At 63.9% G+C, this 20,236-nt stretch carries 17 protein-coding genes; 6 read left to right on the top strand and 11 right to left on the bottom strand.

Going from position 1 to position 20,236, the window contains the following annotated elements; all coding sequences use genetic code 11:
* Positions 1 to 57: 57 nt before the first annotated feature.
* The 7 genes from PW947_RS27745 to PW947_RS27715 all read right to left on the bottom strand — a co-directional run bounded on the left by PW947_RS27745 (position 58) and on the right by PW947_RS27715 (position 7,626).
* A complete protein-coding gene (locus PW947_RS27745; RefSeq protein WP_299635563.1) occupies positions 58 to 906 on the bottom strand; it encodes a YhfC family intramembrane metalloprotease in 849 nt (282 codons plus the stop codon).
* Positions 907 to 1,063: 157 nt separating this feature from the next.
* Positions 1,064 to 2,233 (bottom strand): LacI family DNA-binding transcriptional regulator, encoded by a 1,170-nt coding sequence (locus tag PW947_RS27740; RefSeq protein WP_299636054.1) that lies wholly within the window; start codon positions 2,231 to 2,233, stop codon positions 1,064 to 1,066.
* 8 nt (positions 2,234 to 2,241) lie between these two features.
* Entirely contained in the window at positions 2,242 to 3,210 is a 969-nt protein-coding gene (locus PW947_RS27735) for a D-glycerate dehydrogenase (protein ID WP_299635562.1), read from the bottom strand.
* Positions 3,211 to 3,214: 4 nt separating this feature from the next.
* Positions 3,215 to 4,495 (bottom strand): MFS transporter, encoded by a 1,281-nt coding sequence (locus PW947_RS27730; protein WP_299635561.1) that lies wholly within the window; start codon positions 4,493 to 4,495, stop codon positions 3,215 to 3,217.
* Positions 4,496 to 4,631: 136 nt separating this feature from the next.
* Positions 4,632 to 5,612, bottom strand: coding sequence for a sugar kinase (locus PW947_RS27725; RefSeq protein ID WP_299635559.1), 981 nt, complete (start codon positions 5,610 to 5,612; stop codon positions 4,632 to 4,634).
* A 69-nt stretch (positions 5,613 to 5,681) separates the two neighbouring features.
* Entirely contained in the window at positions 5,682 to 6,467 is a 786-nt protein-coding gene (locus PW947_RS27720; protein ID WP_299635558.1) for a TIM barrel protein, read from the bottom strand.
* A gap of 244 nt (positions 6,468 to 6,711) precedes the next feature.
* Positions 6,712 to 7,626 carry a LysR substrate-binding domain-containing protein gene (locus tag PW947_RS27715; RefSeq protein ID WP_299635557.1) on the bottom strand — a complete coding sequence of 305 codons (915 nt, stop codon included), beginning with the start codon at positions 7,624 to 7,626 and terminating at the stop codon, positions 6,712 to 6,714.
* A gap of 125 nt (positions 7,627 to 7,751) precedes the next feature.
* On the opposite strand from PW947_RS27715, the gene PW947_RS27710 reads away from it, so the two are divergent.
* From PW947_RS27710 to PW947_RS27700, 3 genes are all read left to right on the top strand, one after another.
* Positions 7,752 to 8,864 carry a YeiH family protein gene (locus tag PW947_RS27710; protein WP_299635556.1) on the top strand — a complete coding sequence of 371 codons (1,113 nt, stop codon included), beginning with the start codon at positions 7,752 to 7,754 and terminating at the stop codon, positions 8,862 to 8,864.
* 169 nt (positions 8,865 to 9,033) lie between these two features.
* Positions 9,034 to 9,771 (top strand): glutathione S-transferase, encoded by a 738-nt coding sequence (locus tag PW947_RS27705; protein WP_299635555.1) that lies wholly within the window; start codon positions 9,034 to 9,036, stop codon positions 9,769 to 9,771.
* 122 nt (positions 9,772 to 9,893) lie between these two features.
* A complete protein-coding gene (locus PW947_RS27700) occupies positions 9,894 to 11,627 on the top strand; it encodes a ClcB-like voltage-gated chloride channel protein (protein ID WP_299635554.1) in 1,734 nt (577 codons plus the stop codon).
* Between the two features lie 1,079 nt (positions 11,628 to 12,706).
* On the opposite strand, the gene PW947_RS27695 is transcribed toward PW947_RS27700, so the two are convergent.
* Entirely contained in the window at positions 12,707 to 15,145 is a 2,439-nt protein-coding gene (locus tag PW947_RS27695) for an AsmA family protein (RefSeq protein ID WP_299635553.1), read from the bottom strand.
* A 127-nt stretch (positions 15,146 to 15,272) separates the two neighbouring features.
* Between PW947_RS27695 and PW947_RS27690 the strand changes: the two genes are divergently transcribed.
* Both PW947_RS27690 and fetB read left to right on the top strand, forming a co-directional pair.
* Positions 15,273 to 16,070: an ATP-binding cassette domain-containing protein gene (locus PW947_RS27690; RefSeq protein ID WP_299635552.1), complete on the top strand. Its 798-nt coding sequence runs from the start codon at positions 15,273 to 15,275 to the stop codon at positions 16,068 to 16,070.
* Positions 16,067 to 16,882, top strand: coding sequence for an iron export ABC transporter permease subunit FetB (gene fetB, locus PW947_RS27685; protein ID WP_299635551.1), 816 nt, complete (start codon positions 16,067 to 16,069; stop codon positions 16,880 to 16,882). The genes PW947_RS27690 and fetB overlap by 4 nt, the downstream gene beginning before the upstream one ends.
* Positions 16,883 to 16,923: 41 nt before the next feature.
* On the opposite strand, the gene PW947_RS27680 is transcribed toward fetB, so the two are convergent.
* Both PW947_RS27680 and PW947_RS27675 read right to left on the bottom strand, forming a co-directional pair.
* Positions 16,924 to 17,481 (bottom strand): DUF6013 family protein, encoded by a 558-nt coding sequence (locus PW947_RS27680; protein WP_299635550.1) that lies wholly within the window; start codon positions 17,479 to 17,481, stop codon positions 16,924 to 16,926.
* A 260-nt stretch (positions 17,482 to 17,741) separates the two neighbouring features.
* Positions 17,742 to 18,758 (bottom strand): zinc-binding alcohol dehydrogenase family protein, encoded by a 1,017-nt coding sequence (locus PW947_RS27675; RefSeq protein WP_299635549.1) that lies wholly within the window; start codon positions 18,756 to 18,758, stop codon positions 17,742 to 17,744.
* A gap of 148 nt (positions 18,759 to 18,906) precedes the next feature.
* Here PW947_RS27675 and PW947_RS27670 point away from each other — a divergent pair, with 148 nt between their 5' ends.
* Positions 18,907 to 19,884 (top strand): LysR family transcriptional regulator, encoded by a 978-nt coding sequence (locus tag PW947_RS27670; protein WP_299635548.1) that lies wholly within the window; start codon positions 18,907 to 18,909, stop codon positions 19,882 to 19,884.
* Between the two features lie 48 nt (positions 19,885 to 19,932).
* Here PW947_RS27670 and PW947_RS27665 read toward each other — a convergent pair whose 3' ends face one another.
* On the bottom strand, positions 19,933 to 20,232 hold the full coding sequence (locus tag PW947_RS27665) for a hypothetical protein (RefSeq protein WP_299635547.1): 300 nt from the start codon (positions 20,230 to 20,232) through the stop codon (positions 19,933 to 19,935).
* Positions 20,233 to 20,236: the final 4 nt, after the last annotated feature.

Here is a 20,236-nt window from a genome sequence, read left to right as displayed (position 1 = left end):
TGATTGCAGGTCGCGCGTGCGCATCGGAATCGCCCGGACGCGTGCAAAACGCCGGTGTCAGGCGGCTTGGGCCGGACGCCGCATCTGCCTGACCAGCACGCCGGCAACGGCGACAGCGGCCAGCACATACACACCGTCGACGACGATCAGCGGCAACAGGCCCGCCTGATACATCGCGGCAGGCGCATCGACCAGCGCATGCGCGACGATCGCGACCGGCAGCACCCAGCGCCATCCGGCGCGCACGCCGCGCCACATCAACACCGACAAGCCGATCTGGAATACCAGCGCCGACACGCGTTCCAGCACGAAAATTCCCGCCAGTTGCGGCGTCAGGCTGGCCAGCTGGAAATGCAGACGCATCATCGTGTCAGCGGGAAGATTACCCAGATGCGCTTCGAGTTCGCCGAGATTGTCGTAGATCGCGAACACGATCCACTGAAGCTGCACGAACACGCCGATCAGCCACGCTTCCGCACCGCCATGACCGATTCCGTATCCGAGCGCCGCGCCGTCGCCTTCGATCATCGTCGGCACGCGCGGCCGTTTGCCGACCCGCGTGTCGGCTTCGCCGTCGAGGTCGCGGCGCGCACGGTTGAGCATCAGTTTCATCGCGACGAAACGCCCGACTTCCTCGCAGAGCCCGGCCACGATCGCGCCGTAGACGACGAACGCAAACGGGTTCGCCAGCCATTCCGATGTGCGGTCGTTCTGTTGCAGGAAATAGCCGTTCACGGCCCGCTCGATCACCATCGCGAACAGCGCGAACACGGCAATGCCGGCGATCGTGTCGCGGTGATTCAACGCGAACGGTTTACGCAGGCGGCGATACAGCACGACGGGCAAGACAGCGACGAACAGCGTCGCGAGCGACAGACAGGTAAGCGTGAGCGGTGCAACGACCATGAATTTCCTTGACGACGGGACTGACGACGAATAACCGATGGAGACCGCGCGCCGACGAAGCCCGAAGCGTTCGAAGCACCCTAACGCCGCGCGTTCATCCACCGATACGGCAGCGCGCGGATCGTGACCGGTCCGCTGCGACATGCCGCAGCCCGCATCATCGCAGATTCGTCGCCGATCGCGCAGTCGAGCCGCGCGCGATCAACTCGCCGGGCAGCAGGCAATCGCGTGCGGGCGCATTCGCGCCGTCGATCCGTTCATGCAGGAATTCGACCGCCCGATAACCGATGTCGTAGGTCGGCTGGCGAATCGTCGTCACGCCGGTCAGCTCGGCCCATTCGGGATCGTCGATCGACAGCAGCGCGACGCGCTGATGCCATTGCGCGCCGTAACGCGCATTCAGATGACGCGCGAGACACAGCGCAACCGGCGCGTTCGCCGCGAACAGCGCGACGCGCTGCAAGCGGTCGGCTGGGTCGTCCGGCGTACGGGAAACGCTCGCGCCCTCGGCGGACACCGCGTCCAGCGACGCATCGAGCGCGGCCAGCGTGCGCTCGATGGCTTGCGGATCGGTCAGATCGAGCACCACGGTTTCGCCGCGCACCGCACGCGCGTCTGTCGGATGCGCGCCGTCGAGCAGATTCACGCCGCGCGCGATCGCGTCGCGAAACGCGGCTTCGCGCAGACTGCGCGAACTGACATGCTCGAACGGTTGCACGACGAAACGGATATCGTCGAAACCACGCTCCAGCAGATGTTCGACCGCGAGCCGCGCGGCCGCGGTATTGTCGAGGCCGACCATATCGGCGGTCAGGCCGTCGATCGTGCGGTCCACCAGCACCGCCGGAATGCCGCCGCCGCCGACCGGCCGCAAGGTTTCCTCATCGACGCCGAGCGCATTCACGATCACGCCTTCGACGCGATACGTGGTCAGCAGCTGCACGAAGCGCCGCTCCATCTCGATCTCGTTGGCTGCATGGCAGATCAGCGGCATATAGCCGAGCGCGTGACACGCCGCTTCGACGCCTTGCAGCACCTCGACCGTGTACGGATTGGTCAGATCGGCGAGCAGCATGCCGATCAACCGGTTGCGTCCGCGTTTCAGGCCGCGCGCCATCTGGTTCGGCTGGTAGTCGAGACGCTCGATCGCGGCTTCGATCCGCGCGCGCAATTCCGGCGACAACACGCTCAGCTCGCCGTTCAGATAGCGCGAAATACTGGTCTTGCCGGTGCCGGCTTCGCGCGCGACATCGCTGATGGTGGCCCGCCGCGGCGCAGCCGAAGGCACGCCGGCCGCCGCCCCCGCGCCACCTGCGCCGCCCGTCATGTTCGCTGTCATGTCCGCGTCAGCACGTCGCGATTGACGATGTTGATGGTCAGCGTGCCGTCGAGCGCGCCGATCAGGTTTTCGGCGGCGTTCTTCGCCATCGCGTGACGGGTCTCGTGCGTGGCCGAACCGATATGCGGTAGCGCGACCACGTTCTTCATCGACAGCAACGGCGAGCTCACCGGCAACGGCTCGGTTTCGAATACGTCGAGCCCGGCGCCGTGGATTTCGCCGTCGCGCAATGCGTCGATCAGCGCGGCTTCGTCGACGGTCGCGCCGCGCGATGCGTTGATCAGGATCGCGCTTTTCTTCATCGCGCGCAGTTCGGCCGCGCCGATCATATGACGCGTCTGCGCCGTCAGCGGGACTTGCAGCAGCAGGAAGTCGGCGGTGGCGAGCAGTTCGGCCAGTTCGACCCGACGCGCGCCGTACTGCGATTCCGCCTGCGGGTTCGGACTGCGATTCGTGTACAGCACGCGCATGTTGAAACCGAGCGCGGCACGACGCGCAACCGCCCCGCCGATGCGGCCCAGACCGACGATGCCCAACGTCTTGCCCTGCACATCGACGCCGAAATGCGCCGGGCCGATGCTGCTGGTCCACTCGCCCGCTTTCACGTATTCCGCCAGTTCGACCACGCGTCGCGCGCTGGCGAGAATCAGCGAGAACACGGTGTCGGCGGTGGATTCGGTCAGCACGTCGGGCGTATGCGTCAGCACGATGCCGCGCCGCGTCAGGTCGGCGACGTCGAACTGGTCGTAGCCGACCGAAATCGTGGAGAGCGCTTTCAGACGGCTCGCGCCTTCGATCATTTCCGGCGAGATCTTCACGCTCGCGCCGATCGCGCCGTCGGCGTCGTGCAGCGCGGCCACGAAGGCGTCGTGTTGCCCGGCATCGACCTCGACGACTTCCGCATGTTCACGCAGGTACGCGAGCACGTCATCGGGCAGTGTCTTGTACGCGACGATCTTCTTCATCGAATCATTTTCCTTGCAATGGAGTAGCGAGTCCGCCCGGCGCGCGCGGTTGCGGCTTGACGGCGAGTGTGAGGATCACGGAGGCCAGCAGCGCGACGGACATAAAACCATAGGATGCCGCAGGCGAGCCGGTCGCGCCATTCAGATAGCCGACCACATACGAGCCGACGAACGAACCGAGCGCGCCCATGCTGTTGATCAGCGCCATCGCACCACCCGCGACGTTCTTCGGCAGCAGTTCCGGCACGATCGCGAAGAACGGTCCGTAGGGCGCGTACATCGCCGCCCCGGCGATCACCAGCAATGCATACGACAGCCAGAAATGCGTGGTGCCGAGTGCATACGATCCGGCAAACGCCATCGCGCCGATCAGCAGAAACGGCCACACGAACGCCTTGCGCATGTTCAGTTTATCCGAAGCCCATGACGCGCCGAGCATCGCGATTGTCGCCGCGAGATAAGGCAGCGCGGACAGCCAGCCGGTTTCGACCATGCCCAGCGACGAGCCTTCTTTCAGAATGGACGGCAGCCACAGCACGAAGCCGTACACACCGATGCTCCAGCAGAAATACTGCGCACAGAGCTTGATCACGGCCGGCGAGCGGAACGCTTCGCCATAGTTGCGCACGGGTTTGATCGCGGCCTGTTCGGCGCGCAGCGTGTCGGCGAGGTCGTCTTTCTGCTGTTGCGTCAGCCACGCTACCTGCGCCGGTTTGTCCTGCACGATAAACCACCAGATTACCGCCCACAGCACCGCCGGAATTCCCTCGGCGATAAACATGTGACGCCAGCCGAACGAATGCACGAGATAGCCGGACACGACCGACATCCACAGCACCGTCACCGGATTGCCGAGAATCAGGAAAGTGTTCGCGCGGGAGCGCTCGGTTTTGGTGAACCAGTTGCTGATGAAGATCAGCATCGCGGGCATCACGGCCGCCTCGACCACACCCAGCATGAAGCGGATCACGATCAGCGACGGAATGTTGCTCACCACGCCCGTCAATGCCGCGCAACCGCCCCACAGGATCAGGCTCCAGAACACCAGTTTCTTGACGCTGCGACGCTCGGCGTAGATCGCGCCCGGAATCTGGAAAAAGAAGTAACCGAGGAAGAACAGCGCGCCGATCAGCGACGCGAGGCCCTTGCTGATACCGAGATCGTGATTGATGCCGGCGGCCGAGGCGAAGCCGAAGTTCGCGCGGTCGAGATACGCCAGGCTATAGGTGATAAAGACGATCGGCATGATCGTCCACCAACGGCGAATCGCTAAGGTGGGTGGCATTGCGGTGTCTCCTGTTAAGACCTGGCGTGGCCTCGGAAAGCGGGATTCGGTGTTGTTGTTCTTATGGTTCGGTTCGGTTCGGTCTGGTACGTTGCGTTGCGTTTCGTTTCGTTTAAAAGGTGGCCGGTCGCGACGCTCAGTGCGCCGCGACCGCCGGTCGTGCGTGGCTCGCCGAGTGTTCCAGCGCGTCGAGTTCGGCGCGCGTCGGTAACCCTTCGGAATCGCCGATCACCTGGATCGCGAGTGCGCCGATCCGGTTGCCGCGTTTGACCGCGTCTTCCAGACGCCGTCCTTCCAGCAGTCCGCTGACGACGCCCACTGCGAAACCATCGCCTGCACCGACGGTATCGACGACCTGTTGCACCCGCTCGCCGCTGACCATGCCCGAGCTGTCGGCGGTCTGGTAATACGCGCCGTCCGCACCCAGTTTGACGACGACGCCCTTCGCGCCGCGCGCCAGATAAAACGCCGCAATCGCTTCGGGCTGCGTGTGACCGGTCAGGATCTCGCCTTCGCCGATGCCGGGCAGCACCCAGTCGGAGAGCGCGGCGAGTGCGTTCAGCGCGTCGACCATCGCTTCCCGCGACGGCCATAAGGTCGGACGCAGGTTTGGATCGAACGAGATGCTTTTTCCGGCTGCACGCATTTCGCGCGCCAGATGGAACGCGAGTTCGCAGGAAGTCGGCGAGATCGCGGGCGCAACGCCGGTCAGATGCAGATGGCGCGCGTTCAATACGTAATCGGCGTCGTAATCGGCGATCGACAGATGACTGGCGGCCGAGCCGCGACGGAAATATTCGACCGCGGGATCGCTGCCGTCGTCGGTTTTCGATTTCAGCTGGAAGCCGGTCGGATAACGCCCGTCCGTCGTCACGCGGCGCTGGTCGATGCCCTCACGGCTCAGCGTCGCGCGCACGAAATCGCCGAACGAATCGGCGCCGATCCGGCTCATCCAGCCCACCTTGAACCCGAGTCGCGACAAGCCGATCGCCACGTTCAGGTCCGCACCCGCCACCCGTTTGGTGAACTGCCCGGCCTGCGCCAGCGACCCGCTTTCAGCGGCGACGAACATCGCCATCGCCTCGCCGTACGTCACCACATCCAACGCCTGTGTCATCTGCTGCTCCTGCTGTGTATTTCGATGTTCGTGTTGCTGGTGCTTCGCGCAACCCTTGCAACCCGCGCTTCACGCGGCCGACAGCCATCCGACGTAATGCGCCGCGTCCTGCTCGATCCGCGCTGCGTCGAACGGAAATTCGATGCCGCGCGGCACGTCGCGCGGCAAGCTCGCCAGCACCGGCGTGACGAATCCGTCATCCGCCGACGGCGCGACCGCGAAACGGCGCGCGCCTTCGCCTGTCGCCGCCTTGCAGTGGATGTACTCGACGTACGGCGCGAGCAGGCGGGCCGCATCGAGCGGCACTTCGCCGGCCCACAGCCAGTTGCCGATATCGAAGGTCATGCCCAGCACGTCGCCGTGACCGCTGCGCGTCAACGCGTCGAACAGTCCGGTGAATTGCGTCAGCGTGCCGCCCTCTTTCATCTGGCCGTTTTCGACGACCAGGCGCACGGCGGCGTCACCGTCCGCGCGCTCTCCCGCGCTGGCAAGACACGCCGCGATGCGCTGGCCGTCGGCGTCGCCGGTAAAACCGCCCAACTGCAATTTCACGAAGCGCGCGCCACATGCCCGCGCTTCGATCAGCGCGTGGCGCAGTGCGTGTTCGTCCAGCGCACCCGCCGACGTGTACAGCGTCGCGGGCGTCGACCATACGATCCAGACGCCGAGCGCGCGAATCGCGTTGCCCAGCGCGCGCAATGCATCGGGCGCTGCGGCTTCGTCGCTCATCAGTTCTCGACGCACCTCGAACGCCGCCGCGCCCGCGTGCGCGGCGGCCTGCGCCCACGGCAAATGGCCGTCGCGACGGATCGCATCGACGCCAAACGCACTCGCAACGATCGAAACTTCAGACATAGGGGGATGACTCGTCTCTTGGTCGGAAGCAGTCGGATGGAACCGGTTCCAAAATGTTCGATTAAAAAAGCGCTGGCGCGCTTCGATGTCGAAATACTGCGCCTTCGCTGTGTTCGCGGCCATTATGGAAATCCCTGGCGACGGCGCGCGCGGCTGGGTGCGGCTGCGCGCGTACGGGAAAAGCGCGGATCGCGTGCGCCCCGCCCGCTGCGGCGAAACACTGGCGAAACACCCGCTGCCCACGTTACCGCGCGATCTGCTCCTGTCCGAGACTCAGTTCGAGAAATCGCTCGACCACCCGCGACGGCGCGCTGGCATGCGGCACGAGGATCGAGAAACGCCGCGTCAACGGTTCGGGCGCGAGCGACGCCATGCGCAACGCGCCGTCCTCGTGACGCATCGACATCGCCGACACGAAACCGATCCCCATTCCCGCGCGCACCGCTTCCTTCACGCCCTCCACGCCCGCGATTTCGAGGGCGACCCGCATCGGCACCGCAGCCCGCGCGAACGCCCGCTCGACCATCTGACGCACGCCCGAACCGGCTTCACGCAACACCAGCGCATGCGCGCCCAACGCGTCGAGATCGAGTCGCGCGCGCGGCTGCGTCGGGCTCGCCGACGACGGCGCGAGCGGATGCGACGCGGGCATGATCGCGACGATCTCGTCCTCGTGCCACGGATGCACGGCGGTATCGGGCGGCAGATCGGCGCCGACCGGCCCTTCGATCATCGCGATATCGATCGTACCCAATGCACCGACGATCTCGCTCGTATTGCCGTCGGACGTCAGCAGCGCGACTTCCGGATGGCGTTGGCGAAACGCAGCAATCAGATACGGCAACAGATAACTGGCGGGCGTGGTGCTCGCGCCGATCCGCAGCGTGCCGCGCTCCAGACCGCGCAACGCATCGCGAAACGCGTGCGCCTGCCGCCACGTATCGCGCAATCGCGATGCATAGCTCGCCAGTTGCTCGCCGGCGGGCGTCAGACGGATGCCGCGCCCTTCACGCTGATACAGCGGCTCGCCGAACTCGTCCTGCAACTGCCGCAACTGGCCCGACACGGCGGGTTGCGACAGATGCAGCGCAAGCGCGGCGCGGCTGATGTTCAGGTGATCGGCAACGGCGGCGAAGGTTATAAGCTGATCGGCGGTCATGGGATGCGAAGTATCGGCTGAGCCGATATATTACGTTGCAAATCACGATTTCTCATATTCATATATTCAAACTAGGATTAGCCCATTCCGTCGATGACGTTCCATCGCACACAAGGCCGCTTGCCATGTCCTCCTCCACGCATTCCGCTTCGCTTTCTCCCGCTCCGTCGACGGCCGCTGCTGCGCCGTCCACGCGCGGTCAACTGAACGGCATCCTGTTCGTCGCGCTGTTTGCCGCTGCCGTGACGCGGATCGCGGCGGTGCCCGCGATTGCCGGTCTGGGATTGAGTCCGCTGATCGTCGGGATCGTGGCCGGGATGATCTACGGCAACGCGTTGCGCGACGGAATGCCGGAAAGCTGGGCGGCCGGCGTCAATTTTTCGGCACGCAAGCTGTTGCGGATCGCGGTCGCGTTCTTCGGTTTGCGCGTCAGTATTCAGGAAATCGCACAGGTCGGTTTGCCGGGCCTTGCGGAATCGGTGCTGATCGTCGTCAGCACGCTGGTGATCGGCACGTGGGCCGGCATGAAGCTGATGAAGCTCGACCGCGACACCGCGCTGCTGACGGCAGCGGGCAGCGCGATCTGCGGCGCGGCCGCCGTGCTCGCCTTCGAATCGACGTTGCAATCGAAGCCGCACAAGAGCGCGATGGCCGTCGGCAGTGTCGTGCTGTTCGGCACTTTGTCGATGTTCCTGTATCCGGTGCTGTTCAAGGCGGGCTGGCTGCATCTGGACACGGTCGGCGCGGGCTTGTTTTTCGGCGGCACGATTCACGAAGTTGCGCAGGTGGTCGGCGCGGCGAGCAACGTGAGCCCGGAGGCCACCCATATCGCGACGATCGTAAAAATGACGCGTGTGATGTTGCTGGTGCCGGTGCTGCTCGCGGTCGGCATGTGGGTGAATCGCACGCCGCGCGGCAAGTCGTACGGCGCCGCGAGCGATGACGGTCAGACTGCGCACACGCCGCGCAAGCTTGCCATTCCGTGGTTCGCGCTGGGCTTTCTCGCGTGTGTCGGTGTGAACTCGCTGCATGTGTTGCCGGAAGTCGCGACGCAATCGGTCAACACGCTGGACACCTTCGCGCTGACGATGGCCATGACCGCGCTCGGCATCGAAACCCGCCTGTCGCAGATTCGTCAGGCCGGACCGCGCGCGCTGACCACCGGGCTGATCCTGTATGTGTGGCTGATCGTCGGCGGTCTTGGTATCACGTGGGCGGTCCAGCGACTGCTCGGATGATCTTCCCGTCGCGACCGCCCGACGGGTCCGGATCCTGCGGGCGTCGTCCCCGTTTGCATCTCCTGTTCAACCAGCCCCGCCGCGTGCGGGGTTTTGCGCTTTCCGCGTCGCGCACGGCATACTTGCCGTTCGCGCGGCGCGGCGCGCAATCCGAGTGAGGATCGAATCGATGAGCCTGGAACTCTACTATTGGGACGGCCTGCAAGGGCGCGGCGAATTCGTCCGGCTGGCACTGGAAGAAGCCGGCGCGGATTACGTGGAAGTGGCGCGCGGCGACGAGGACGACGGACTCGGCACCGGCGCGATGATGGCGCTGCTCGACAGCGACGACGAAGCGCATCCGCCGTTCGCACCGCCCTTTCTGAAAGACGGCGACCTGATCGTTGCGCAGACCGCGAATATCCTTTTTTATCTCGGACCGAAGCTTGGTCTCGCGCCGCGCGACGAGGGCCTGCGTTATGTCGCGAACGGTCTGCAACTGACGGTTGCGGATGTCGTCACCGAGGCGCACGACACCCATCATCCGATCGCCAGCGGGCTCTACTACGAAGACCAGAAAGCTGCTGCGAAGCAACGCTCGGCGGATTTTCTCGATCATCGCGTGCCGAAGTTCATGACGTACTTCGAGAAGGTGATCCGGCAAAATCCGGCGGGCTCGCGCTACATGGTGGGCGACGCGTTGAGCTACGTGGACCTGTCGATGTTCCAGCTGATCGACGGCCTGTTTTATGCGTTTCCGCGCGCGATGAAAAAATTCGGCCAGCATTATCCGTTGCTGGCCGCGCTGCACGATGCGGTGATCGAACGGCCGAACATCGCCGCCTATCTCGACTCCGACCGTCGGCTCGCGCATAACGAGTCGTGCATTTTCCGCCACTATCCGGAACTCGATCAGGATGCGCGTTGATGTCATGCGGGCGTTATCTGGAAACCATGTCGATGCACGGTAACGCGCGCATTCCCCATCACGACAACAACGAACGCCGCACGCCGTGCGCGGCGCTTTTGACGCTCTTTCCCTGACCACTCGTGTTTTCATTCCTGCTGAAGCTGCGCACTCGCGCGCAACGTCTGTTCCGTTTGTCCGATGCACACACGATGCTGATCTGGTCGGTGATCGTCGGGATTGCCGGCGCGCTCGCCACGATTGCGTTTCGCGAGTCGATCGGCTTGATGCAGCGTGCCTATACCGGCACCGAAGGCAGTTTCGTCGAGATGGCGAAGCGTCTGCCGCTCGGCGTGCGGATCGCGATGCCCGCGCTCGGCGGGCTCGTCGCCGGTGTGTTTCTGCTGATCGCGCAGCGTTACGCGGATAAAAGCCAGCACGTCGACTACATGGAAGCGGTCGCGATCGGCGATGGCGTCGTGCCGGTTCGGCTGTCGTTGTGGCGCAGCGTGTCGTCGCTGTTCACGATTTCGAGCGGCGGCTCGATCGGGCGTGAAGGTCCGATGGTGCAACTGGCCGCGTTAGGCGCATCGCTGATCGGACGCTGGGTCAATTTCGATCCACCGCGCTTGCGTCTGCTGGTCGCGTGCGGCGCGGCGGCGGGGATCACATCCGCATACAGCGCGCCGATCGCGGGCGCGTTTTTCGTGACGGAGATCGTGCTCGGCTCGATCGCGATGGAAAGTTTCGGACCGGTGGTGGTCGCATCCGTGGTCGCGAACATCACGATGCGCGAGTTCGCCGGATACCGTCCGCCTTATGAAATGCCGGTGTTCCCGCCCGTCGCGGGCATTGAGGTATTGCTGTTCGTCGCGCTAGGCGTGCTGTGCGGTGCCGCCGCGCCGCAGTTTTTGCGCTTGCTGGCCGCCGCGAAAACCGGCTTTCGCAAGTTGCCGGTTCCGCTGCCGATCCGGCTCGGGCTGGGCGGACTGGCGGTGGGCGTGTTGTCGGTATGGTCGCCGGAAGTCTGGGGCAATGGCTACAGCGTGGTGAATTCGATTTTGCATTCGCCGTGGACGTGGAGCGCGTTGTTGCTGGTGCTGATTTTCAAGGTCGTCGCGACCGCCGCGACGACCGGTTCGGGCGCGGTCGGCGGCGTCTTCACGCCGACGCTGTTCGTCGGGGCCGTGCTCGGTTCGTTGTTCGGGCTGGGGATGCATGCGATGTGGCCCAACGGCACGTCCGCACCGTTCGCGTATGCGATGGTCGGGATGGGCGCGTTTCTCGCCGGCGCGACGCAGGCGCCGTTGATGGCGATCCTGATGATCTTCGAGATGACGCTGAGTTATCAGGTGGTGTTGCCGTTGATGCTGTCGTGCGTGGTGGCGTATTTCGTCTCGCGGGCGATCGGCAAGACATCGATGTATGAGATTACGCTGCATCGTCACGAGGAGGAGCAGAAGCGGCTGCGGTTACGGGCGACGCAGATGCGCGAGCTGATTCGTCCTGCGCAGACCGTGGTCGCACCTGACGCGACGGTTCCGGAGATGACGCGGGTGTTTCTGGAATATCCGGTGAAGTATCTGTATGTCGTGGATGCTGCGGGGTGCTTTCTTGGCGTAGTGGCGTTGAAGGACATCACGTCGGATTTGCTGGAGAAGCGGGATACGTCGGAGCGGAAGGCCGCGGATTATTTGCAGCCGCATTTCGATGTGTTGACGCCGGATATGCCGTTGGGGGTGGCGTTGCAGCATTTCATGGCGTTTCAGGGGGAGCGGTTGCCGGTTGTGGAGAGTGTTGCGCATCCTGCGCTGGCGGGGGTGGTTTATAAGAGTTCGTTGCTGGATGCTTATTTCCGGATGAATCCGGGGGGATGATAGGTTTGGGTTGGGATCGCGTGCGCGGCCTGTTTTTGCGATGGGGTGGTTGGATGGTCCCTGTGCGGGACCAGGTGCGTTCGGCGGTGCGCGCGGTGTTGGTGTTGTTGCTCCTGGCGTGGCGTGCGCGGCCTGTTATCACGTCGGCCTGCCTGGATCGTCCCTGTGCGGGACCGCACCTACTTTTCTTTGCTCGCGCAAAGAAAAGTAGGCAAAAGAAAGCGCGTTTACACCGACACTTTGTAGCGAGTGGCGTCGGTTCATTTACCGGTAGTGGACCGCGCACGATTTGAGTTGCCGCACCGCTTAAGCGAGTGACAAGGCAGTCATTCGTTCCGGCTGTTCGCTTCGCGACAGCCGTTGGGCACAGCCCCGTCTTTATCTCTTAGCGCAATTCGCGCGCGGCACTCCGTCGGTCACAACACCCAATTTCCTGGCATGCGCCGGTCCGTTCTCGCGCGCAAGATTCCAGGCCAATCAGAGCGTCGAAACCATCGTGAAGGCGGGTGAATGCCGTGGCGCAAACCGGCTCTTGAACTGGACGCTCAAACGGTCGTGAAGGCTGGCAAATCGGGTGGTGAAAATCGGGCTTTGAGCCGACGCCGGCATCGTCCAAAGAGGGCGGATGCTGAGCGCAAACCGCGCTTCGGGCGGGACGCCCGAACCGTCGAGAATGCCAAAAAATAGCGTGGCGCAAATGGGTTTTTGAAGTGGGCTACCGCCGCGAAGCGGGCGGGATGTGCGGGCGCGGACCACCGGGAAAAACGGACCGGCGACTCAAAACGTGCGCGGTCCACTACCCGAAAATTGATAGACACCACTCGCTACGAAGCGCGAGGTAAACGCGCTTTCTTTTGCCTACTTTTCTTTGCGCGAGCAAAGAAAAGTAGGTGCGGTCCCGCACAGGGACGATCCAGGCAAACCAGCGTGAATACAGGACGCGCACGCCACGCCATGAGCAACCAAACCAACACCATGCGAACCGCAAAACGCACCGGTCCCGCACAGGGACGACCCAGGCAAACCAGCGCGAAACCGGGACAACCAAACCGAACCCAACCCACAACCAACCCCAACCCTCAACTCCCCTTATATTCCGCCGCCTTCTCAGGCGAAACAGGCGAAACAGGCGAACCCGACGCCCCACCCTTCCCCGCCGCAGGCGAAGAAGCCCCCACCCCATCAGGCAAAACCGGCCCTTTAGCCTTCTGCCGAACCCCAGGCGGCGGCGCTGTCGGCCGCGCCCGCTCCGCTGCCAGCAACTCCGCACACGGCAAAGGCTGGTTGTTGCTCGGCGCAATCAACGGAATCAACGCGGCAAACGGATTGATCAACCCCAACCCCACCATCGCCCCACCCCGCAACGCCAACGCAGCCGCATCGACGCCCACATGCGGATCCTTGAACGTCCCCTTCACATACAACGGCGAGCGCAACGAGAAAATCCGGAATCCCTTCGTATGCGGATGAATCCCGAGATTCATCGTCTCGTCGCGCAGGTTCACGTTGCCGTCGATATTGATCACCGCATCGTCGGTATCCAGCGCGAACACGCGTGAATCCAGCACGCCATTGGTCGCCACGAAATCCGCTGCTGCACAGTTGATCTTCACGTCACGCTTGCCGAACAACTTCTCGTACACGACGTTCGCCACGTTCAAGCCCGCGGCTTCCATGATCAGACGGCTCACCTCGCCTTGCGTCACCAATGCCTTCACCTCGCCGTTCGATGTCGCCGCCAGCGCTGCCGGCGAATTGCCGGTCGCCGACAACGCGGCGTCGCCATTGACCTCGCCCAACGCCGACTGCATCGTCTTGAAGGTCGGGAACAACTGCTTGAGCTTCAGATGCCGAGCGGATGTCGAGAAGCGCCCCTTTAACGGTGTCGCGCTGCCGTCCAGATGGATCTCGTTCGATAACGTCCCGCCCGCCACGCCAAAATTGAGCGGCGTCAGCGACAACACGCCGTCGGTCATCACCACGTGCGTGTACAGATTCGTGATCGGCAACGCCGGATCCTTCACGATCTGCTTGCCCGTGAACTTCACGTCGGCGTCGATCGCCTTCCAGCGGTCGGTGCGGAATTCCTCGGTCGGCAATAGCTTGCTCGACGGCTGCTTCGTCGCATCGCCGCGCTTCGCCTTGCTCGCGTTCGAATCCGCGCCGACGATCGGCGCAAGATCGGCGAAGCGCAATACGTTCGACACCAGTTCGCCCTGCAACAACGGACGCGGCTGCCGGGCCACATACGTCAACGAGCCGTTCAGGTCGCTGCCGCCGACCCGGCCTGTAAAATTTTCATACTTGAAAACATTGCCGCCCTGACGGAACTGGCCGACCAGATGACCCTCGGTCGCGTACGGCGGCGTGTCGGGCAAGGTCACGCCCGTCAACGGATACAAGCGCGCAAGACTGACCCCCTGCAACCACAGCCGTAAATCGACCGCAGCCAGATGCGCGGGATCGGTAATCGTGCCGACCAGACCCACCCGCAGATCGCCGGCCTTCACGTCGGCCTGAACCGGAAACGGTCGCGACGAATCCTGCACGGCCAGCAAACCGCCGACCTTGCCGCTGCCCGACACCGGCGTGTTGTTGTACGTGCCCTTGATGGTCCATCCCAGCGCGTAAGGCGGAATGGGCTGCTTCGCGCCCGCGCCCGTGGACGGCAGATTGGCCGGCGTCTGCGACGCCGCTGCGTCGGTCTGGCCTTTGGCCGCGCCTGATGCGGCTTCGGCCGGTGCGACCGTCGATGCCGCCGTCGCGCTCGATACCGCCGACGCGCCCGACGCTTCCGATGCCGCCGCCGCTTCCGATGCCGCAATCGCATCGGCCTGTTTGCCGAGCCGGCTCGCACCGGCCTTGCCGACCATCTCCGCCGACGCGCTCCGCGACGCCGCCTCCTGCTGCTTCATCACCTCGCCGATCGGGATCGGCTGACCGAGCGTGTCGATCGAGCCTTCCATATTGGTCTTAAGCTTCGCATCAGTGTAGGCAACGTATCCTTTGGCGAACTGGATGTCGTGCAAGGTCAGCTTCCATTCGGAAGGTGTCGATGACGACTGCATCTTGAAGGTCCAGTTGTTGCGATCGTCGAGGGTCTTTTCCAGATCTACCGACGGGTTGACCAGGTTGATCGCGGGAATCACGATATCGTGCGCGAGCAACGGCAAGACCTCGACCTGAAAATCGATTTCGTCGAGGGTCGCGAAGTGCGGACGTTTGGTCCAGTCGGGATTGGCGACGACGATATTCGCCGCCGAGAAACGCGGCCACGGCACCCACGATTTCCAGCCCGTTTCGCCCACCGGATGCCGCCAGCCCACTTTCAGATCGCCGGTAATCGCGAACTGCCTGCCGATCGCCTGGCTGACCTTGTCGTTGACCCACGGGCGCGCCCGATTCCAGTCGAAGGTATAAATAAAAACCGCAAGGGCCACAATCAGAATGACGATGACTGCCACGAGCCATGCAACGATTTTTCCAATCCTTCTAGCGACTGTGCTCGTCCCTGCCATGATCGCGTAGCTCCCTTTTTCCGTTGCGCACTGCGCAGCAGTTTGTATGCCCGCCCACTGACCGGCTGCATCGTATGATGGCGGTCCAATCCGCGAGTTCCCCCGACTTCCTCCTTCATCCGCTTCCATGACAACAGTTTCGAGCGCGTCGCTGGTCGAGGCCCGGCACATCACGCGACGCGATCCGCTACGCGGTCACGTGCTGCTCCAGCCCGCATCGTTCGTGTTGCATGCGGGCGATTCCGTCTCCGTCACGGGGCCGTCCGGTTCCGGTAAGAGCGTATTTCTGCGCGCGCTCGCGCTGCTCGATCCGCTCGACGGCGGCGAGATCCTGTGGTGCGGCAACCGGCCCGGGCGTCAGGTCATTCCGGCTTATCGCCGTCATGTCGCGTACCTCCGCCAGCGGCCCGCATTGATCGACGGTACGGTCGAAGACAATCTGCGCTACCCGTTTTCCCTCGCGACCTATGCCGACATCCGCTTCGATCGCGCACGCGCCGCATCGCTGGCGACGCAGGCAGGACGCGGCCCCGATTTCCTCGATCAATACGCGTCGGATCTGTCAGGCGGCGAGGCGCAGATCGTCGCGCTGATCCGCGTGTTGCAACTCGATCCGCGCGTGCTGCTGCTCGACGAACCGACCGCCTCGCTCGATCCGGCGTCGTCGCAAGCGATCGAAGCTCTGGTGCGCGCGTGGTTCACCAATGGCAACGACGATACCGACGCCTCGCACGCACGCGCGTCGATGTGGGTGTCGCACGATCCCGCGCAGGCGCAACGGATGAGCGCGCGCCATCTGACGATGCTGGCCGGAGAGGTTTCGGAACCAGCGCTATCGGCATCGGTCGAGCCTACGGGCGGGCTTGCGACGCCAGCCGTCGCGAACGCACCGTCAACCCGCCCCGTCACCGGAGACTCACGATGAGTCTGCAGAATCTGAGCCTGTGGGACGTTGCGATTGCGGCGCTGCTGATCGTCGTGAACGGCGCGGTGTCGGTTGCGTTGAAGCTCGATCTCGAACGCAAGCTGGCGTGGGCGGCGGTGCGCACCGTCGTGCAATTGCTGGCGATCGGTTACGTGCTCGGCTGGGTGTTTCAGTATTCGCACTGGTTCGTGGTGTTGCCACTGATGATCGTGATGACGCTGATCGCCGGTTTCGCGGGCGCGCAGCGCGGCAGTCGCACGTACGCCGGGCAGCGCGTCGATAGCGTGGTGTCGATCTGGGTCAGTTCGTGGCTGGTGGCGTCGGTCGGACTGTTCGTCGTGATCCGGATTCATCCGTGGTACGAACCGCAATACGCGATTCCGATTCTCGGGATGATTCTCGGCAATACGCTGACGGGCGTGTCGCTCGGCATCGAACGGATGACCGAAGAGCTGACCGCGCGGCGCGACCGCGTCGAGATGGCGCTCGCGCTCGGCGCGACGCGTTGGGAAGCCGCGCAGGGACCGGCGCGCCAGGCGGTGCGCGCGGGCATGATTCCGACGTTGAACCAGATGGCGGTGGTCGGCGTCGTCAGCTTGCCCGGCATGATGACGGGTCAGGTGCTGGCCGGTCAGTCGCCGTTGCAGGCGGTCCGCTATCAGATCGTGATCATGTTCCTGATCGCGGCATCGTCGGCACTCGGCACGGTCGGCGCCGTGCTGCTGACGTACCGGCGACTGTTCTCGCCGGAACATCGTTTTCTGTCGTCACGACTGGTCGAACGGAGCGCAAGAAAAACCGCGCACGGCTGACGCGCGTTGCCACGCGTCACCGCGCGTCGAGTGCCTGGCGTTCAACGTTTCGCCGTGACCATCACCTGCGTGCCATCGTTGAGCGTGACGGTTTTCGAGCCGCCGTTGGTCGGCATCGTAAAGCGCACGATCTGACTAACGGTGACATCGTTGGGACACTTGATGGTTTTGCCGGCTGCCGTGACGTCTTTGCTGCCGTGCGGCATCTGCGCCTGGAAGTTCATCTGCACAGTCGCCATGCCGTCGCCGTTCACGACCGGCGCGAAACGGATCTGCGTCTGGCGGATCATCGCGCCGTTGCTGTCGATCGGCAGCGACGCGTAATTCGGACATTGATCGGTTGCCGCGACCGGACCGCCGGGCGGTACGGTTTTCCACGTAAAGTCGTCCGATTCGCCGGAGCGGATCGTGCGCGTTTCCTGAGAATTACCGAACTGTTTCGACGTGACCTTGACGGTGTACTTGATGGGGCCGTCGAGCGCGGCTTGCGAGGTCATCGTGATGGGCGTCGCGGCCCGCGTGCCGGGCGATACGACCAGACACGCAACAGCGAGCGGAACGGCAGTCAGAACAGCGGAGAGTTCGATACAGCGGCGCATACGGTGCCTCCATTGTTGTCCCGCTGCGCGTCGCGACGCCGGATAACGGATGGCGATTCATCGCGAGGTCCCGCACGAACGACCGGCCGGGCGCGCAGCTATGCCTGCATGATGCCCTGTCAGTCTATAACGACGGGACGCCGCGTGCGTGCTCCATTCGAGTCGGGAGTAACCCGCAAGGATGTCGCTTCACTGCGGCATCCGGCGCTTACCGTTGTTGTCGTCCTGGTCGTCTTTGTCGTTTCCGTGGCCTTAACCGCTCAGAATCCCGTCAGCACCAGCTTGCCGATCGCGCGTCCCTGCTCCAGCAACTGATGTGCACGACGCAGGTTCGCCGCGTCGATCTTGCCGAGGTCCTCGCCGAGCGTCGTGCGCAACGTGCCTGCATCGACCAGCCGCGCGATTTCCGTCAGCAGTTTGTGCTGCTCGATCATGTCCGGCGTCCCGAACATCGAACGCGTGAACATGAACTCCCAGTGAAAGGCCGCGCTCTTCGCTTTCAGCAGTTCGACGGGCACCGGCTTGTCGTTCTCGACGATCGAGCAGATGCTGCCTTGCGGCGCGATCGCTGCCGCGGCCGCCGGGAAATGCCGGTCCGTATCGTTGAAGATCAGCACGTAGTCCACCTGATCGACACCGATCTGTTTCAACTGCGCCGGGATGTCGCCGAAGTGATCGACGATGTGATCCGCGCCGAGTTCAGTCGCCCATTTTGCCGATTCCGGCCGCGACGCGGTCGCGATCACCTTCAGCTTCGCCAGTTGCGTGGCCAGTTGAATACCGATCGAACCGACGCCGCCCGCACCGCCGACGATCAGCACCGAGCGACCCGCGTGCTCGCCCTGCGGCGATACGCCAAGCCGGTCGAACAGCGCTTCCCATGCGGTAATCGCGGTCAACGGCAACGCTGCGGCATGCGTGAAGTCGAGCGACGCCGGTTTGCGTCCGACGATCCGTTCATCGACCAGATGAAACTCGCTGTTCGCGCCCGGACGGGTGATGCTGCCCGCGTAGAACACCGGATCGCCGACCTTGAACAGCGTAACGTCCGGCCCGACCGCGACGACCGTTCCCGCCGCGTCCCACCCCAGCACGCGCGGATTTTTCTCGACGGTGTCTTTGGGCGCGCGCACTTTCGTGTCCACCGGATTCACCGAGATCGCTTCGACCTTGACGAGCAGATCGCGGCCGGTGGCTTCGGGCGTCGGCAGATCGACGTCGATCAGCGATTCGGGGTTGTCGATGGGGAGATAACGGTGCAAGGCAACGGCTTTCATGGCAGCTCCAGTTGGATTCGGTTTGGTTTCAGGATTGATTTCGGGTTTGATGCATGACCGGTTTCGATCGTATGGTGGAATCGTAGGTTCAGGCGTCTCTTCTGAAAAGCGGCATAATCACTGAAACATTTTCTTGATTATCCGAAGAATGGCCGCTTATTCCGATTCTCCGCCGCAAGCTATCGCCGCCCATCCCGCGCGCGACCGTCTCGACCTGCTCGACGTGTCGCTGTTCGTGCGCGCGGCGTTGCTCGGCAATGTATCGGCGGCGGGACGCGAATTCGGGTTGTCGGCGGCGGTCGCCAGCGCGCGGATCGCACAACTCGAAAAGCTGCTGGGCGCACGGCTATTGCATCGGACGACCCGGCGCATCAGCCTCACACAGGACGGCGAGGTATTCATGGCGCGTGCCGGGACGCTGCTCGACGCGGCCGCCGCCGCGCGCGCGAGCGTCGGTCATGCGCATGCGGAGCCGCAAGGCCGGCTGCGGGTGACGATGCCGTCGTCGTTTGGACGGCAGCATGTGTCGCCGGTGATCCCGGCCTTTTTGCGCCGCTATCCGGGCGTAAGCGTGGATTTGCGGCTGACCGACCAGCTCGTCGATCTGGTCGATGCAGGTATCGACGTCGCCATCCGGCTGGGCGCGCTCAAAGATTCGTCGCTGATCGCGCGACGGCTCGCGTCGAACCAGCGCGTGATCTGCTGCTCGCCCGCGTATCTGGCCGCGCGCGGCACGCCGCATCATCCGTCGGATCTGGCGCAACACGAATGCATCATCCTCGCCGATCAGCGCGACTGGGCGTTCGACACCCCGGCCGGACCGCTGAACGTGCGCGTCAACGGCCGGCTCGTGACGGACAACGGCGAAGTGATCCGCGATGCGCTGCTGGCCGGTTTCGGCATTGCGCTGAAATCGACGTGGGATGTTGCGTCCTATTTGCGCAGCGGCGAACTGATCCGCGTGCTCGACAGTTATCCGCTCGGCGAAACGGTCGCGATCTGGGCGGTCTATCCGAGCCGCGCGTTCGTGCCGCCGAGGACGATCGCGTTCATCGACTTTCTGACCGCGCATTTCGGCGATCCGCCGTATTGGGATGCCGAACCGCCGTCCGCTTCGAAGCTGTAAGCACTTTAGCGCTCCAGCGCATCACCGCCGCAACCCGCCGCGCTCGAATCAGCGTTTGCCGCCCGAATTGGCGTTCGCGTGCGTGTCGTTCTGCGTGCGTTCCTGATAGTCGTCGCCGCCGCGCCGGTCGGTATCCTGAAGCCCTTTCTGGATGTCCTCGTGCGCCTGCTTGCCGACACCGCGCGGCGCCTGTTCGTGCTGCGAGCCGGGCGTCTGATCGGTTTCGTGCGGCAGCGGCGCGGCTTCGTCGCTAAACGAGCCGGGTTGATGACCCGACGCCGTATCCTCCGTTTTATCCGGCGACTGCTGTTTGCCGTCGCGGGTCGATACCTGTGGTGTCGCTTTCATCGCG

It is taken from the genome of Paraburkholderia sp., assembly GCF_028283785.1.
Taxonomy (GTDB): Bacteria; Pseudomonadota; Gammaproteobacteria; order Burkholderiales; family Burkholderiaceae; genus Paraburkholderia.
The sequence above is the reverse complement of the archived record's forward strand: the minus strand, read 5'-3'. Positions and strand labels throughout refer to the sequence as shown.